The 16321-nt window shown below is 67.2% G+C and carries 16 protein-coding genes; 11 read left to right on the plus strand and 5 right to left on the minus strand.

The annotated features are described in order from the left end of the window. Positions 1-112 precede the first annotated feature (112 nt). The 9 genes from AQY21_RS23445 to paaZ all read left to right on the plus strand — a co-directional run bounded on the left by AQY21_RS23445 (position 113) and on the right by paaZ (position 9066). Entirely contained in the window at positions 113-967 is an 855-nt protein-coding gene (locus tag AQY21_RS23445) for a PaaX family transcriptional regulator C-terminal domain-containing protein (RefSeq protein WP_058099994.1), read from the plus strand. A 144-nt stretch (positions 968-1111) separates the two neighbouring features. Beyond that, the gene (gene pcaF, locus AQY21_RS23450; protein WP_058099995.1) at positions 1112-2317 is read left to right on the plus strand and encodes a 3-oxoadipyl-CoA thiolase; all 1206 of its coding nucleotides are present in this window, start codon (positions 1112-1114) and stop codon (positions 2315-2317) included. Positions 2318-2336: 19 nt separating this feature from the next. Further along, positions 2337-3326 (plus strand): 1,2-phenylacetyl-CoA epoxidase subunit PaaA, encoded by a 990-nt coding sequence (paaA, locus tag AQY21_RS23455; RefSeq protein WP_058099996.1) that lies wholly within the window; start codon positions 2337-2339, stop codon positions 3324-3326. Between the two features lie 56 nt (positions 3327-3382). Continuing rightward, the gene (gene paaB, locus AQY21_RS23460) at positions 3383-3667 is read left to right on the plus strand and encodes a 1,2-phenylacetyl-CoA epoxidase subunit PaaB (protein WP_028713630.1); all 285 of its coding nucleotides are present in this window, start codon (positions 3383-3385) and stop codon (positions 3665-3667) included. Continuing rightward, positions 3667-4521 carry a 1,2-phenylacetyl-CoA epoxidase subunit PaaC gene (gene paaC, locus AQY21_RS23465; protein WP_203416641.1) on the plus strand — a complete coding sequence of 285 codons (855 nt, stop codon included), beginning with the start codon at positions 3667-3669 and terminating at the stop codon, positions 4519-4521. The genes paaB and paaC overlap by 1 nt, the downstream gene beginning before the upstream one ends. A gap of 6 nt (positions 4522-4527) precedes the next feature. Beyond that, a complete protein-coding gene (gene paaD, locus AQY21_RS23470) occupies positions 4528-5049 on the plus strand; it encodes a 1,2-phenylacetyl-CoA epoxidase subunit PaaD (protein ID WP_058099997.1) in 522 nt (173 codons plus the stop codon). Between the two features lie 31 nt (positions 5050-5080). Next, positions 5081-6157, plus strand: coding sequence for a 1,2-phenylacetyl-CoA epoxidase subunit PaaE (gene paaE / locus AQY21_RS23475; RefSeq protein ID WP_058099998.1), 1077 nt, complete (start codon positions 5081-5083; stop codon positions 6155-6157). Between the two features lie 22 nt (positions 6158-6179). Next, positions 6180-6932: a Phenylacetic acid catabolic protein gene (locus AQY21_RS23480; protein WP_058099999.1), complete on the plus strand. Its 753-nt coding sequence runs from the start codon at positions 6180-6182 to the stop codon at positions 6930-6932. Between the two features lie 73 nt (positions 6933-7005). Next, a complete protein-coding gene (gene paaZ, locus AQY21_RS23485) occupies positions 7006-9066 on the plus strand; it encodes a phenylacetic acid degradation bifunctional protein PaaZ (RefSeq protein ID WP_058100000.1) in 2061 nt (686 codons plus the stop codon). Between the two features lie 73 nt (positions 9067-9139). On the opposite strand, the gene AQY21_RS23490 is transcribed toward paaZ, so the two are convergent. The 5 genes from AQY21_RS23490 to paaG form a co-directional block, all read right to left on the minus strand. Further along, on the minus strand, positions 9140-9934 hold the full coding sequence (locus AQY21_RS23490; RefSeq protein WP_058100001.1) for an aminoglycoside adenylyltransferase domain-containing protein: 795 nt from the start codon (positions 9932-9934) through the stop codon (positions 9140-9142). Positions 9935-10023: 89 nt separating this feature from the next. Then, complete coding sequence (locus AQY21_RS23495; protein ID WP_058100002.1) at positions 10024-10623, minus strand: TetR/AcrR family transcriptional regulator; 600 nt, start codon at positions 10621-10623, stop codon at positions 10024-10026. A gap of 124 nt (positions 10624-10747) precedes the next feature. Further along, entirely contained in the window at positions 10748-12058 is a 1311-nt protein-coding gene (paaK, locus tag AQY21_RS23500) for a phenylacetate--CoA ligase PaaK (protein WP_058100003.1), read from the minus strand. Positions 12059-12086: 28 nt separating this feature from the next. Next, on the minus strand, positions 12087-12518 hold the full coding sequence (gene paaI, locus AQY21_RS23505) for a hydroxyphenylacetyl-CoA thioesterase PaaI (RefSeq protein ID WP_238986890.1): 432 nt from the start codon (positions 12516-12518) through the stop codon (positions 12087-12089). A gap of 29 nt (positions 12519-12547) precedes the next feature. Further along, entirely contained in the window at positions 12548-13336 is a 789-nt protein-coding gene (gene paaG, locus AQY21_RS23510; protein ID WP_058100005.1) for a 2-(1,2-epoxy-1,2-dihydrophenyl)acetyl-CoA isomerase PaaG, read from the minus strand. A 104-nt stretch (positions 13337-13440) separates the two neighbouring features. Here paaG and paaN point away from each other — a divergent pair, with 104 nt between their 5' ends. Together paaN and AQY21_RS23520 are read left to right on the plus strand one after the other, a co-directional pair. Continuing rightward, positions 13441-15090: a phenylacetic acid degradation protein PaaN gene (gene paaN / locus AQY21_RS23515; RefSeq protein ID WP_082658246.1), complete on the plus strand. Its 1650-nt coding sequence runs from the start codon at positions 13441-13443 to the stop codon at positions 15088-15090. A gap of 40 nt (positions 15091-15130) precedes the next feature. Beyond that, complete coding sequence (locus AQY21_RS23520) at positions 15131-16276, plus strand: ABC transporter substrate-binding protein (protein ID WP_058100007.1); 1146 nt, start codon at positions 15131-15133, stop codon at positions 16274-16276. Positions 16277-16321: the final 45 nt, after the last annotated feature.

A 16321-nucleotide genomic window follows, 5' to 3' on the forward strand; every position in this document is an offset into this window, starting at 1 on the left:
GGCCGGCCATCGCGACAGGTGGCCGGCATCCGCATCCGAGGCAGGGGCAAGCCGCATTGCGCATGGCCGCTTTCCCGGCTTCTATGGCAGCGGTGGCGGATGGCGAGGAAACATGCAGCAGGGCGGAATGGCCGAGCGCGGGCTGCTCGACGGAATATTGCAGGGGATGGCGCTGCGTTCGGCCGCGTTCATCGTCACCGTCTATGGCGATGTGGTCGTGCCGCGCGGCGGCGTGTTGTGGACCGGCACGCTGATCGAGGTTTGCGAGCGGGTCGGCATCAGCGAATCGCTGGTGCGCACCGCCGTCTCGCGCCTGGTCGCCGCCCACCGGCTGCGCGGCGAGCGGCTGGGGCGGCGCAGCTATTACCGGCTGGACGCCTCGGCCCAGCGGGAATTCGACCAGGCGGCGGGACTGCTCTACAAGGCCGAGGTGCCGGCGCAGGGCTGGCAGATCCTGCACGCCCCGGAGCTTGCCGAGGACGAGGCCCGCCACCAGCGCATGGGCCATATGGGCGGGGCGGTCTTCATCCGGCCCGACCGCGGCCAGCCGGTGCCCGAGGGCGCGCTGGTTTTCCACGCCTCGGACCCGCCCGAGCTGGGCCGGATCGGGCAGTTCTGGGATCTCTCGGCGCTGCATCAGCGTTATCTCGACATGCTGGCGCGCTTTGCGCCGCTGGCCGAGGCGGGCGCGGCGCTGTCGGACGAGATGGCGCTGATCGCCCGGCTGCTCTTGGTGCATGACTATCGCGGCGTCCTGCTGCGCGATCCGCGCCTGCCGCAGGCGGCCCTGCCGCCGGATTGGAGGGGGCATGAGGCGCGGGCGCTGTTCCGCCGCCTCTATCGGCAGCTTTCCCCGGCGGCGGAACGCTGGATCGGGGCGCATTTCGAGGGCAGCGCCGGCTTCCTGCCCGAGAAAACCGCCGAAAGCGAGACGAGGCTGGCCGATCTGTCCGGGACAACGACTTGAAATAGTAAGACTATCTTGCGCATCCTAAAACATCACAAGGCAGGCGAAGTTTTTTCTTTCTTTGTGATGTTTAGGAATGTATAAGTTGACCAACCGGTCGGTGAATTGGAGAATCACCCGCCGTTGCCAAAAAGGGGAGAGAGCATGCAGGACGCCTTCATCTGTGATGCGGTGCGCACGCCGATCGGTCGCTATGGCGGGGCGCTGGCCTCGGTCCGGGCGGATGACCTGGCCGCGGTGCCGCTGAAAGCGTTGATGGAGCGCAATCCGCGCGTGGACTGGTCGGCGGTCGACGACCTGATCTATGGCTGCGCCAACCAGGCGGGCGAGGACAACCGCAATGTCGGCCGCATGGCGGTGCTGTTGGCCGGGATGCCGGTGGGCGTGCCGGCGACCACGGTGAACCGGCTTTGCGGCTCGGGCATGGATGCGGTCGGCATGGCGGCCCGCGCCATCAAGGCGGGCGATTGCGATTTCGTCATTGCCGGCGGCGTCGAAAGCATGACTCGCGCCCCCTTCGTGATGCCCAAGGCGGAAACCGTCTTTTCCCGCGCCAATGCGGTCTATGACACCACCATCGGTTGGCGCTTCGTCAATCCGGCGATGAAGGCGCAGTTCGGCATCGACTCGATGCCGCAGACCGCCGACAACGTGGCCGCCGATTTCAACATCAGCCGCGCCGACCAGGACGCTTTCGCCGCCCGCAGCCAGGCCCGCTGGGAAGCCGCGCAGAAGGCCGGGGTCTTTGCCGACGAGATCGTGCCCGTCACCGTCCCGCAGAAAAAGGGCGAGCTCGTCGTGGTCGATACCGACGAGCATCCGCGCCCCGGCACCACGGCCGAGACGCTGGCCAAGCTCAGGGGCGTGAACGGTCCCGACCTGACGGTGACGGCCGGCAATGCCTCGGGCGTCAATGACGGCGCTGCGGCGCTGGCGATCCTGTCGGGCGCGGCGGCGGAACAGCACGGGCTGGTGCCCAAGGCGCGCATCGTCGCCATGGCGGCGGCGGGGGTCGAGCCGCGCATCATGGGCATCGGCCCGGCGCCGGCGGCGAAAAAAGTGCTGGCGCGCGCAGGGATGACCATCGAGCAGATGGATGTGATAGAATTGAACGAGGCCTTCGCCAGTCAGGCGCTGGCGACGCTGCGCGATCTTGGTTTGCCCGATGATGCCGCCCATGTGAATCCGAACGGCGGCGCCATCGCGATCGGCCATCCGCTTGGCATGTCGGGGGCCCGGCTTGTGACGACGGCGATGTATCAGCTGCATCGCACCGGCGGGCGCTATGCGCTCTGTACCATGTGCATCGGTGTGGGACAGGGGATCGCCATCATCATCGAACGCGTTTGATCCAGGGGAGGATCCAGCCATGTATGCCCAGCTTGTGAAATCCGAAGGCACCAAGACCCGCGAGGAGATGACGCCCGAGGAGCTTGCCTTCCAGGAGCGCATCGACCGCGGCGAGAAGATCGAGCCCAAGGAATGGATGCCCGAGGGCTATCGCAAGACGCTGATCCGCCAGATCGGCCAGCATGCCCATAGCGAGATCGTCGGCCAGCTGCCCGAGGGCAACTGGATCACCCGCGCCCCCACGCTGGAGCGCAAGGCGATCCTGCTGGCCAAGGTGCAGGACGAGGCCGGGCACGGGCTCTATCTCTATTCGGCGGCCGAGACGCTGGGCGTCTCGCGCGATGAGCTGATGGAACTGCTGCACGCCGGCAAGATGAAATATTCCTCGATCTTCAACTATCCGACGCTGACCTGGGCCGATATGGGCGCGGTGGGCTGGCTGGTCGATGGCGCGGCGATCATGAACCAGGTGCCGCTGCAACGCACCAGCTACGGTCCCTATTCCCGCGCCATGATCCGCATCTGCAAGGAGGAATCGTTCCACCAGCGCCAGGGCTATGCCATCATGATGAAGATGGCGCAGGGCACGCCGGCGCAGAAGCGCATGGCACAGGATGCGCTGAACCGGCTCTGGTATCCGGCGCTGATGATGTTCGGGCCATCCGACAAGGACTCGGTGCATTCCGCGCAGTCCATGGCCTGGAAGATCAAGATGAACACCAATGACGAGCTGCGGCAGAAATTCGTCGACCAGACCGTGCCGCAGGCGGAATATCTGGGCCTGACCGTCCCCGACCCGAACCTGAAATGGAACGAGGAAAAGGGCGGCTACGATTTCAGCGAGCCGGACTGGTCGGAATTCTACGACGTGCTGGCCGGCAACGGGCCCTGCAACAAGGACCGGCTGGGCGCGCGCGTCAAGGCCTGGGAGGACGGCGCCTGGTTCCGAGAGGGGCTGATGGCCCATGCCGAAAAGGCCGCCGCCCGCCGGGCGCAGGCCGCCGAATAAGCCCGCTATCGCCAGGAACACGCGCCAGTCGCAGAACCAAGTTTAGGGAGAGAACCATGTCCAAGGAATGGCCGCTCTGGGAGGTCTTCATCCGGGGCCAGCACGGGCTGAACCACCGCCATGTCGGCAGCCTGCACGCGCCCGACGCCGAAATGGCGATCATGAACGCCCGCGACGTCTATACCCGCCGCAACGAGGGCGTGTCGATCTGGGTGGTGCCCTCGGCGCAGATCACCGCGTCGAGCCCCTCGGACAAGGGGCCGCTGTTCGAGCCGTCGAACAGCAAGGTCTATCGCCACCCGACCTTTTTCGACATTCCCGAAGAAGTGGGGCATATGTGATGCCGTCGCTGCCCGACATGAACACACCCGAGGTGGCGGACCTGGCCCGGCGCGAGGCCGATGCCCATCCCGCCCATCCGACCGTGCCCCAGCCCGATGCCGGGCAGGAGGCGCTGTTCGAAACCCTGCTGCGCATCGGCGACTCGACGCTGATCCTGGGCCATCGCGTGTCCGAATGGTGCGGCCATTCGCCGGCGCTGGAAGAGGATATCGCGCTGGCCAACGTGGCGCTGGACCTGATCGGCCAGACCCAGCTGTGGCTGGGCTTGGCCGGCGAGGTCGAGGGGCAGGGCCGCTCGGCCGACGACCTGGCCTATCTGCGCGACGCCTGGGACTTCCGCAACCTGCTGATCTGCGAGCGTCCGAACGGCGATTTCGGCCATACCCTGATGCGGCAGTTCCTGTTCGACGCCTGGCACCACGAGTTGCTGAAGGGGCTGGCGGCTTCGTCGGACCCGCGCGTGGCCGAGATTGCGGCCAAGGCCGGCAAGGAGGTCGCCTATCACCTGGAACGCTCGTCCGACCTGGTGGTGCGGCTGGGCGACGGGACCGAGGAAAGCCATCGCCGGATGCAGGAGGCGCTGGACGCGCTCTGGCCCTATACGGGCGAGATGTTCCTGGGCGACGACAAGGATGCCGATATGGCGGCACGCGGTATCGCCCCCGATCCGGCCAGCCTGCGCGCCGGCTGGGACGAGACCCTGCGTCATGTGCTGACCGAGGCCACCTTGCAGATCCCCGAGGGCGATTTCGCGCATAAGGGCGGCAAGCAGGGCATCCATACCGAACACTTGGGCTATATCCTGGCCGAGATGCAGTTCCTGCAACGCGCCTATCCGGGCGCAAGCTGGTAAAGCGCCATGGCCGCTGCGACCCATCCCAGCGTCGAGGAGGTCTGGGGCTGGCTTTCGGAGGTGCCCGACCCGGAAATCCCGGTGATCAGCCTGACCGATCTGGGCATCATCCGCGGCGTCGAATGGCAGGGCGACACGCTGGTCGTCAGGGTCACGCCGACCTATTCCGGCTGTCCCGCGACCAGCATCATCAACCTGGACATCGAGACCGCGCTGCGCGGTCGCGGCATCGAAAAGCTGCGGCTGGAACGCCAGATGTCGCCGCCCTGGACCACCGACTGGATAACGCCGGAGGGGCGGGAAAAGCTGCGCGCCTATGGCATCGCGCCGCCCGTGGACGGCACGGCGGCGGACGGGGTGCTGGCCGGGCGCATCGCCCGGATGACCGGCGCGAACCTGACCATCGCCTGCCCGCGCTGCGGCTCGACCCATACCGAAAAGATCAGCCAGTTCGGCTCGACCCCCTGCAAGGCGAATTATCGCTGCAAGGACTGTCTGGAACCCTTCGACTATTTCAAATGCCTGTAAGAAGGCGCCCCGCTTCAGGAAGGATACCCACATGGCACGCTTCCACCCGCTGAAGGTCACCGACGTGAAGCGCGAGACGCGCGACGCGGTGGTCGTCACCCTTGCGCCCCGCGACGAGGACCGCGCGCTGTTCGACTTTACCCAAGGCCAATACCTGACCTTTCGCCGCGACTTCGACGGCGAGGAGCTGCGCCGCTCTTATTCGATCTGCGCCGGCAAGGACGAGGGCATGCTGCGCGTCGGCATCAAGCGCGTCGATGGCGGGGCTTTCAGCACCTGGGTGAACGAGAACCTGGCGCCGGGCGACGAGATCGAGGCGATGCCGCCGATGGGCAAGTTCTTTACCCCGATCGAGCCCGAGGCCGAAAAGCAGTATCTGGGCTTTGCCGCCGGATCGGGCATCACCCCGGTCCTGTCGATCATCAAGACCGTGCTGGCGCGCGAGCCGCGCTCGCAGTTCACGCTGGTCTATGCCAACCGCCAGATCAACAGCATCATGTTCCGCGAGGAGCTGGAGGATCTGAAGAACCTCTATCTCGGCCGGTTCGCGGTCATCCATGTGCTGGAGCAGGAGGGGCAGGAGATCGACCTGTTCACCGGCCGCATCGATGCCGAGAAGATGACGGCGCTGTTCCAGCACTGGCTGGACGCCAAGGCCGTGGACACCGCCTTCATCTGCGGGCCCGAGCCGATGATGCTGACCGTCGCCGCGTCCTTGCGCGACCATGGGCTGCGCGACGAGCAGATCAAGTTCGAGCTGTTCGCCAGCAGCCAGCCCGGCCGGGCCAGGATCCGTCCCGTCTCGCGCGAGGCGATCAAGGCCGGCGAGGGCGTGGCCGCCACCGTGACGCTGGACGGCGCCACCCGCAATTTCCAGATGCCGCGCCAGGGCGAGACGATCCTGGACGCCGCCATCGCCAATGCCCTGGATGCGCCCTATTCCTGCAAGGCGGGCGTCTGCTCGACCTGCCGCTGCAAGGTGCTGGAAGGCGAGGTCGAGATGGCGGTGAACCACGCGCTGGAGGATTACGAGGTCCGCGCCGGCTATGTGCTGAGCTGTCAGGCCTATCCGATCAGCGACCGCGTGGTCGTCACCTATGACGAATGATCAGGGCGCAGGGGAGGAACCGATGTCCGACACCATGAATATCGAGGACTATCTGGCGCAGGGCGGCGTTCTGACCGCGCCCGGCAACGTGCCCGCCCGCTATCGCGGCGAGCTTTTGCGGCTGATGTCGTCCTTTGTCGACAGCGAGCTTGCCGCCTCGGCCGGCTTTGCCAATGCGATCAACTTTGCCCCCGGCATCAAGGAACGCATCGCCGCCAGCCGCATCACGCTGGAAAAGGCCGACCATGCCGAGCGCGTGCTGCGGGTGATGGGCGAGTTCGGCACCGATGTCGCGCGCTACCAGACCAGCCACGACTGGGCCGCGCGGGTCGAGCGCGATGCCGATCTGGGTACCGCGCGCCGGCCCGGCGACATGCGGCTGTCGGTGTTTCACTATCCCGTCACCGGCTGGACCGATGCGGTGGTGATGAACGTGCTGCAAGGGCTGGCGACCGGGGTGCAGATGACCGAACTGACCCGCGTCTCCTACGGTCCGCTGGCCGAGGTGTTCCGCGAGATCGCCCCGCGCGAGGCGCGTCACGCCGAGCTGGGTCTTGAGGGGCTGGAGCAGATCGCCGCGACCGAAGAGGGGCGCGAGGAAGCCCGCGCCGCGGTCGCCTATTGGCGGCCCCGCGTTGCGGCGGGCTTCGGCCTGACCCATTCGGCGCGCTACGATACGCTGGCGCGCTTCGGCCTGCGCCACAGCCCGAACGAGGCGCTGCTGGCCCGCTGGGAGGCGCTGGCCTCGGAACATCTGGCCGCGCTTGGCCTCTAATCGGCGTCATCGCCGCGTCCCCTGGGGCGCGGCTTGCCGCCTGACGAAACAAAGACTGACCAAGGAAACGCCCATGACCACTCCGCGCCGTCTTGAAAGCTATGTCTGCGGCCGCTGGACCCCCGGCAGCCAGCAAGGCCAGACCCTGCTGGACGCCGCCACCGGCGAGCCGGTGGCCGTGATCGATTCGACCGGGATCGACTTTGCCGCCGCGCTGGCCCATGGCCGCGACGTGGCCGGGCCGAAGCTGCGCGCCATGTCCTTCCACGAACGCGCCGGCATGCTCAAGGCCCTGGGCCTGGCGCTGATGGCGCAGAAAGAGGAATTCTACGCCGAGAGCCTGCATACCGGCGCCACCCGCACCGACGGCTGGGTCGATATCGAGGGCGGCATCGGCACCATGCTGACCTATGCCTCCAAGGGCCGGCGCGAATTGCCCAACACCCGCGTGCTGACCGATGGCGATGTCGAGCCGCTGTCCAAGGACGGCAGCTTCAGCGCCCAGCATATCCTGACGCCGCTGCATGGCGTGGCGGTGCATATCAACGCCTTCAACTTCCCGATCTGGGGGATGCTGGAAAAGATCGCGCCGACGCTTCTGGCCGGCGTGCCCTGCCTGGTGAAACCCGCCAGCCAGACCGCCTATCTGACCGAGCTGATGGTGCGCCGCATCGTCGAGACCGGCATCCTGCCGGAAGGCGCGCTGCAACTGATCTGCGGCTCGGTCGGGGATCTTCTGGACCATGTGACCGAACAGGACGCCGTGACCTTCACCGGCTCGGCCTGGACCGGGCGCAAGCTCAAGACCCATCCGGCGATCGTCGCCAATTCCGTGCGCTTCACCATGGAGGCGGACAGCCTGAACGCCTCGATCCTGGGCCCGGACGCGGTGGCGGGCACGCCCGAGTTCGACCTGTTCGTCAAGGAAGTCGCGCGCGAGATGACGGTCAAGGCCGGGCAGAAATGCACTGCCATCCGCCGCGTCATCGCGCCCCGCGCCCAGGTCGATGCGCTGGTCGCCGCGCTGGACGAGCGGCTGGGCAAGACCGCGCTTGGCCTGCCGGGCGACGAGGGGGTGCGCATGGGTCCGCTCGCGAGCCTCGACCAGCGCGAGGAGGTACGCGAGCGCATCCGCGACTTGCAGGCGGCGGCCGAGATCGTGGCCGGCGACCCGGACGCAGTGCGCGTGACCTCGGGCGATGCCGCGCAGGGCGCCTTCCTGAACCCGGTGCTGATGTATGCGGCCAAGCCCTTCGAGGCGGCGGCGGTGCATGAGGTCGAGGCATTCGGTCCCGTGTCCACGGTCATGCCCTATGACGACCTGGACGAGGCGGTGGCGCTGGCACGGCTGGGCAAGGGCTCGCTGGTCACGTCGGTCTTTACCGACGATCCCAAGGTCGCCGAGGAGCTGGTCCTGGGCGTGGCGCCCTGGCATGGCCGGGTGATGATCGGCAACCGCGCCTCGGCCAAGTCCTCGACCGGCCATGGCTCGCCCCTGGCGCCGCTGGTCCATGGCGGGCCGGGCCGCGCCGGCGGCGGCGAGGAGATGGGCGGCATCCGCGGCGTCAAGCATTACATGCAGCGCACGGCGGTGCAGGGCGCGCCGCGGCTGCTGTCCGCAGTCACCGGCCGCTGGATCGAGGGCGCCGATGCGCAGCAGGGCATCCACCCCTTCCGCAAGTCGCTGGCCGAGCTGCGCATCGGCGATCAGCTGGTCACGACCAAGCGCACCGTCACCCGCGAGGATGTCGAGCATTTCGCCCATTTCACCGGCGACACCTTCTATGCCCATATGGACGAGGCGGCGGCCAAGGCGAACCCGTTCTTCGACGACCGCGTCGCGCATGGCTACCTGATCGCCAGTTTCGCGGCGGGCCTGTTCGTCGAGCCGAATCCGGGTCCGGTTCTGGCCAATTACGGCGTGGACAACCTGCGTTTCCTGACCCCGGTCTATTTCGGCGACACGCTGCAAGTGCGGCTGACCTGCAAGGAGATCAACCCGCGCGAGAATGCCGGCCATGGCGAGGTGCGCTGGGATTGCCAGGTCACCAACCAGAAGGGCGAGGTCGTGGCGCAATACGACGTGCTGACCATGGTGGCCAAGGAGTGGCCGCTGGCGCAGGCGGCGGAATAAGCGGAAGGGCAGGGCGGTGCTTCGGGATCGTCCCTGCCCGCACCTGCGAAAGCCCGGACCGGCCAGCAGCTGGTCAGGACCCCTCGGAAATTCCCAGTTCCCCGGCAATCCGCCTTTCCAGATGCGCGGCCAATCGCTGCGCAGCGTCGGACCTGCTGCTCCAGTCATCGGCGATCTCGCCGAGATGGGCTTGCCGCGCATGGTCCAGCGTCGCAGCTTCCCGCCCCCGGATTCGCCGCTTTGCCCAGAGGGCGGCGGCCTGCTTGGAGGCGAACTGTCCGGTGCTCGCCGTATGCCACATCCGGGCAAGCGTCAGCAGGACGTTCCGCTCATCCCCGTGCAAACCGGCCAGCAGGGCCGGAAGCATGTCGCGCATGGCCTGTCGAAGACGGGTCGGGGGAAACGCGGGCAGAAGCTGGTCCGCGCCCGGGCCGAGCAGGGGAATAGCCTCTTCGCGCGCCTGTGCGAGAAGCAGGATATGTTCGGGATCACGCGCCGGCATCGCCTTGCTGCCGCTTTCGAACGCCTCCCGCAACCACTCGCCATAGACGAACTCCGCCCGGTCCCAAGAAGCAGGCTCTGCGAGGTCGGAGCGGCGGAATATCATCACCTCAAGGCAGCGCGGACCGCCCGGCGCGGCGGGGTGGCGGCCGGAAAGACGCAGCAGGGCTGCCAGCAAGTCGCTGCGCTGACCTTCGGACAAGGCGCGATCCACGACGGCCAGAAGATCGATGTCGCTTTGCGGCCGGTGCTGGCCCGAAGCCGCCGATCCATGCAGATAGGCTGCAAGCAGCGCATCGCCGAGGATGTTTCGCAAGGACGCCAGCGCGGCGGGTACCTGCTCGAATTGCCTAGGCACGGTCTGCATGATCGCTTCGTTTCCGGTCGGCTGCCCGTCACCGGGACTTCCGCCTGCGCTTCGCGGGGCACTCCGTCGAGGACCGCCGCGTCGCGGCATTACCGCACCGCCTTGATCCCCTCCAGGATCAGGGTCGTCGCCACGTCGGCGTAATCCTCACGGGTGATGCGGCCGCCGTCGCGGAACCACATGTAGACCCAGTTCATCATGCCGAACAGCGACATGGTGACCGGGGTCAGCAGGGGGCGCTGCGGATCGTCCAGCGCCGGGTTGATCTCGCGCAGCACGGCGGCGAAGCGCTTGACGATGCGCCGCTCGACGCCCAGGATCTCGGCCTTCTGCTCGTCGCCCAGGGCCGGGGTGGCGTTCAGCTGCACCTTGTGCTGGTTGTCCGCACCGCGATAGCGGTCCAGCACCGTGCCCACCAGCCGGCGCAGCCGCTGCTGCGGCGGCAGGCCGGGATCGTCCGCTTCTTCGAGGGCGGCTTCGAGCTCTTCCAGATGGGTGATGATGATGGCAAAGATCAGTGCGTCCTTGCTGGGATAATAGTGGTAGAGCAGCGCCTTGGACACCTGGCTATGCGCGGCGATCTGCGCCATGGATGCCTTTTCCATGCCCAGATCGGCAAAGACCTCGGCCGCCTTGTCCAGAAGGCCGCGCTGCTTTTCCTCGAAATCCACTGCCCGTGTCCGAGCCATGCCATCCTCATCAGATCATTTGTTCGCCCGCGGTCGAGAGGCGAGGAAAACAAGGGGGCACATGGCCCCCTAACGACTTAGCGGGTTTGCGACCGCGTGTCATATTGGTTGCCGCGATGCGGCATCATGTCTTGGGCCGGTTGTCAAGCACCCGTTTCGCCTTGCCTTCCGAACGGGCGATGCTGTTGGGATCCTTGACCTCGACCCGGGTCGAGACGCCGACGACGCTCTTGATGTGATGCGCCAGTTCCTTGGCGGACTGGGCGCGGGCGGCATCGTCGGTCATGTCGGGGGCGCATTCGACATGCACGGTCATGCTGTCCATGCGGCCCGAGCGGCTCAGCTCGATCTGGAAATGCGGCGCGAGCCCCTGGCATTTCAGGATCTGCTCCTCGATCTGGGTCGGGAAGACGTTGACGCCGCGCAGGATGATCATGTCGTCGCTGCGGCCGGTGATCTTCTCGATCCGGCGCATGGAGCGCGCGGTGCCGGGCAGCAGGCGAGTCAGGTCGCGGGTGCGATAGCGCACCATCGGCAGCCCTTCCTTGGTCAGCGTGGTAAAGACCAGCTCGCCGATCTCGCCGTCGGGCAGCACCTCGCCCGTCACCGGGTCGATGATCTCGGGGTAGAAATGATCTTCCCAGATATGCAGCCCGTCCTTGGTCTCGACGCATTCCATGGCCACGCCGGGGCCCATGACCTCGCTGAGGCCATAGATATCGACGGCGTGCATGTCGAACGCCTCCTCGATCTCCTGACGCATGGCGTTGGTCCAGGGCTCGGCGCCGAAGATGCCGATCTTCAGCGAGGATTCCCGCGGGTCAAGGCCCTGGCGGCGGAACTCGTCCAGGATCGACAGCATGTAGCTGGGCGTCACCATGATGATGCGCGGCTTGAAATCGTCGATCAGCGTCACCTGCCGTTCGGTCATGCCGCCCGAGATCGGCACCACCGTGCAGCCCAGCCGCTCGGCCCCGTAATGCGCGCCAAGCCCGCCGGTGAACAGCCCGTAGCCATAGGCATTGTGCAGGATGTCGCCCGGCCGGCCGCCGGCGGCGCGGATCGAGCGCGCGATCAGGTTCGCCCAATGGTCGATGTCGGCCTGGGTATAGCCCACGACGGTCGGCTTGCCGGTGGTGCCGGACGAGCCGTGGATACGCACCAGCTTGGACTGCGGCACCGCGAACATGCCGAAGGGATAGGTGTCGCGCAGGTCCTGCTTGGTGGTGAAGGGGAACTTCGCAATGTCCTTGAGCGATTTGAGGTCCTCGGGATGGACGTCGTGCTCGATGAAGCGGTTGCGATAGAAGGGCGAATTCTCGAAGGCGTGCTTCAGCGACCGCTTCATGCGGTGGAATTGCAGGGCCTCGATCTCGTCGCGCGAAGCAATCTCGATCGGGTCCAGCTCTTTCTTTTCGGGCGCCAATGGATGCATGGATTCCTCCCCTTGCGATGGGTTGCGGTTAGGATTCGACCGGCAGATGGGTGCCTTTGACGGTGCGGGAATGGCCGCGGAACTCGGCCACGTGCTGGCCGTCCTGGTTGGTGATGCGGATGTCGTAGATGCCCGAGCGGCCACGGCGCGAGACCTCGCGCGCGGCGGCCGTCAGCCGGTCGCCGATGCGGCCCGGCAGCAGATAGGTGACCGAGCAATGCTGCGCGACCACCAGCTGGTTGTAGCTGTTGCAGGCAAAGGCGAAGGCGCTGTCGGCGAGGGTGAAGATATAGCCGCCATGGCAATTGCCGTGGCCGTTCGACATGGCCTCGGTGATGGTCATGGACAGCGTCGCCTCGCCCGGCGCGATATGGTCCAGGCTCATGCCCAGCCGCTGGCTGGCGGAATCGTCGTTCCACATCGCCTTGGCCGAGGCTTCGGCCAGTTCCTGCGGGGTCATCTGCGAAACGGGTTTCATGGATGCGTCCTTCATTGTCCGCTGAACTCCGGCTTGCGCTTTTCCAGGAAGGCGGTGACGCCCTCGGCATAATCGGCGCTGCGGCCCGCCTGTCGCTGGCAGTCGCGCTCCATGTCCAGCTGTTCGTCAAGGCTGTTGGTGGCGGCCGCCTGGATCAGCCGCTTGGTCAGCCCCAGCCCCAGCGTCGGACCCGCGGCAAGAGTGGCGGCCAGCGCCTGGGCTTCGTCCATCAGCGCCTCGTCCGGGACGGCCTTCCAGATCAGGCCCCATTCGGCGGCCTTTTCGGCGCTCAGCGGCTCGGCCGTCATGGTCAGCGCCTTGGCGCGCGGCTCGCCCAGGATGCGGGTCAGGCTGAAGGTGCCGCCCGCATCGGGGATCAGCCCGATCTTCGAGAAGGCCTGGATGAACTTTGCCGATTTCGCCGCCAGCACGATGTCGCAGGCGAAGGCGATATTGGCCCCGGCCCCGGCCGCGACGCCATTGACCGCGCAGACCACCGGCTTTTCCAGCGCCCGAATCAGCCGCAGCGTCGGGTTGTAGAAGGTCTCCAGCGTCTGGCCCAGATCGGGGGCGGGACCGCCCTTGCGCGGGTCGCGGTCGCCCAGGTCCTGCCCGGCGCAAAAGCCGCGCCCGGCGCCGGTCAGCAGCACCGCGCGCACCGCCGCATCGTCATGGGCGCGCTGGATTCCGGCGCGCAGCGCCAGATGCATTTCTTCGTTGAAGGAATTCAGCTTGTCGGGGCGATTGAGCGTCAGCGTCAGCACGCCATCGGCCAAGGCCGTCAGGACGGTTTCCGTCATCGGTAAGACTCCCTTGCCCCGGGCTTTCGGGGCTCCCTGAAAATTTTTGTTGCATAAACCGACCGGCCGGTCAATGATAATCTGGCAAGGTGAGGGGGAACGCCGTGACAGAATTTTTCGACCGCCATCGACCGATGCTGGATGCCGCGCTGGACGCTGTCCGCCAACGCACATTCTGGAGCCCGTTTCCCGAGATTCCAAGCGGCAAGATCTATGGTGAAACCGCGCGCGAGGACGGCGAGACCGGGTTCGAGGCGCTGCGCCATGCCGCCTTCGACCTGCCCGGCCATCCGAATCAGCGGCTGCTGGGCGGCGAGGTCTCGCCCTTTGGTGGGGCCTTGGGGATCACCTATCCGGCCGCGGATGCCGCAACGCTGATCGCGGCGGCCCAGGCGGCGCAGCCGGCGCTGGCATCGGCTAGCCCCGAGGCGCGGGTGGGCGTCTGCCTCGAGGCGCTGGTGCGGCTCAACCGCATGAGCTTCCTGATCGGCCAGGCCACGATGCACACCACCGGCCAGGCCTTTGCCATGGCCTTCCAGGCGGGCGGGCCGCATGCGCAGGACCGCGGGCTCGAGGCGGTGGCGATGGCCTGGGACGAGATGACCCGATTCGCCCCGCAGGCGCGCTGGGAAAAGCCGCAGGGCAAGGCGGCGCCGATCCTGCTGGAAAAGCATTGGTCGATCGTGCCGGCGGGCCTGTCGCTGGCGATCGGCTGCAACACCTTCCCGACCTGGAACAGCTATTCCGGCATCTTCGCCAGCCTGGCTACCGGCAATCCGGTGATCGTCAAGCCGCATCCCGCCGCCATCCTGCCGCTGGCGCTGACCGTGCGGGTCTTGCGCGAGGTGCTGGCCGAGGCCGGGCTGCCTGCCGATTCGGTGCTGCTGGCCGTGGATGAGCGCGGGGCCGAGATCACGCAGGAACTTGCGACCCATCCGGCGGTGCGGCTGATCGACTATACCGGCTCCGGCGCCTTCGGCGACTGGTTGCGCAGCCACGCGCGGCAGGCGCAGCTGTTCACCGAGGAGGCGGGGGTCAACACCGTCACCATCGCCGCCACCGACGATTTCGCCGGCCTCTGCGCCAATCTGGCCTTCTCGCTGGCGCTTTATTCCGGGCAGATGTGCACCGCACCGCAGAACATCTATGTCCCGGAAGGCGGCATCGACACCGACCAGGGCCGCAAGAGCTTCGACGAGGTCGGGCTGGCGCTGGCCGGTGCCGTCGACGCATTGCTGGCCGATCAGGCCCGGGCCGCGGGCATCTGCGGCGCCATCGCCAACCCCGCGACGCTGGAGCGGGTGCAGCAGGCGCGCGGGCTGGGCCGGGTGCTGCGCGATTCGGCGCCGCTGGGGCAGGGGCGCACCGCGACCCCGCTGCTCCTGGCGATGCGGGACGGCGATCCGGCCTGCGAGCAGGAATGCTTCGGCCCCATCGCCTTCGTCATCGCGGTCAAGGATGCCGATGCCGCCATCGCCCGCGCCGCCGATCTGGCGCGGCGCAAGGGCGCGATCACCGCCGCGCTCTACGACCGGGACGAAGCGCGCATCGCCCGCGCCGCGCAGGCCTTTGCCGCGGCCGGGGTGAACCTGTCCGTGAACCTGACCGGCAACATCTACGTCAACCAATCGGCGGCCTTCAGCGATTTCCACGTCACCGGCACCAACCCGGCCGGCAATGCCTGCCTGACCGACACCGCCTTCGTCGCCAGCCGGTTCCGGCGCGCCATGTGGCGCCGGCCGGTGGCGGCCTGACCTGACCCAAGTCAACTAGTTCTCTGGGAGGAGACGAACCATGAAAAAGATCCTGACGACGACCGTTCCGGCCGCGCTGATCGCGCTTGGCCTGGCCGGGGCCGCCAGTGCCGAGATCAAGATCGGCGCCTCGGTTTCCGCGACCGGCCCCGCCGCCTTCCTCGGCGACCCCGAGGCCAAGACGCTGGAGATGCTGGTCGAGGAGCTGAACGCCAAGGGCGGCATCAACGGCGAGCAGGTCGAGCTGGTGCTCTATGACGACGGCGGCGACGCCAACAAGGCGCGCACCTTCGCCACCCGCCTGATCGAGGACGACGAGGTGCAGGCCATCATCGGCGGCACCACCACCGGCACCTCGATGTCGATCCTGGCCGTGGCCGAGGATGCCGAGATCCCCTTCATCTCGCTGGCCGGCGCCATCGACATCATCCAGCCGGTCAAGCCCTTTACCTTCAAGACCCCGCATACCGACCGCATGGCCTGCCAGAAGATCTTCGAGGACATGCAGAAGAACGGCATTCAGAAGATCGGCATGATCTCGGGCACGGACGGCTTCGGCGCCTCGATGCAGGCGCAGTGCAAGGACGTGGTCGGCGAATACGGCATCGAGATCGCCGCGGACGAGACCTACGACCCCAGGGACGCCGACATGACGGCGCAGCTGACCAAGATCCGCAACACCGAGGGCGTGCAGGCGGTGCTGAATCCCGGCTTCGGCCAGGGCCCGTCCATCGTCACCCGCAACTATCGCCAGCTCGGCATCGAGCTGCCGCTCTACCAGTCGCATGGCGTCGCCTCGGACGGATTCATCGAGCTGGCCGGCCAGCAGGCCGCCGAGGGCGTGCGCCTGCCCGGCACGGCGCTGCTGGTCGCAGACCTGCTGGCCGAGGACGATCCGCAAAAGCCGGTGGTGACCGCCTACAAGACCGCCTTCGAGGCCAAGTTCAAGGAGCCGGTCGGCACCTTCGGCGGCTATGCCCATGACGGCTTCGCCCTGCTGGTCGATGCGGTGACGCGCGCCGGTTCGGCCGAGCCTGCGGCGATCCGCGACGCGCTGGAGCAGACCTCGGGGCTGGCGGGCACGACCGGCATCTACACCATGTCCGCCGAGGACCATCTGGGGCTGGACCTGTCGGCCTTCCGCATGCTGGAGGTCAAGGACGGCAGCTGGTCCATCGTCGAATGAACCCGCGCGGTCCCCGCAGGGGGACCGCTTCCGCCCGCTCGGGAG

The sequence above is a fragment of the Paracoccus sp. MKU1 genome (assembly GCF_001447385.1).
Taxonomy (GTDB): domain Bacteria; phylum Pseudomonadota; class Alphaproteobacteria; order Rhodobacterales; family Rhodobacteraceae; genus Paracoccus.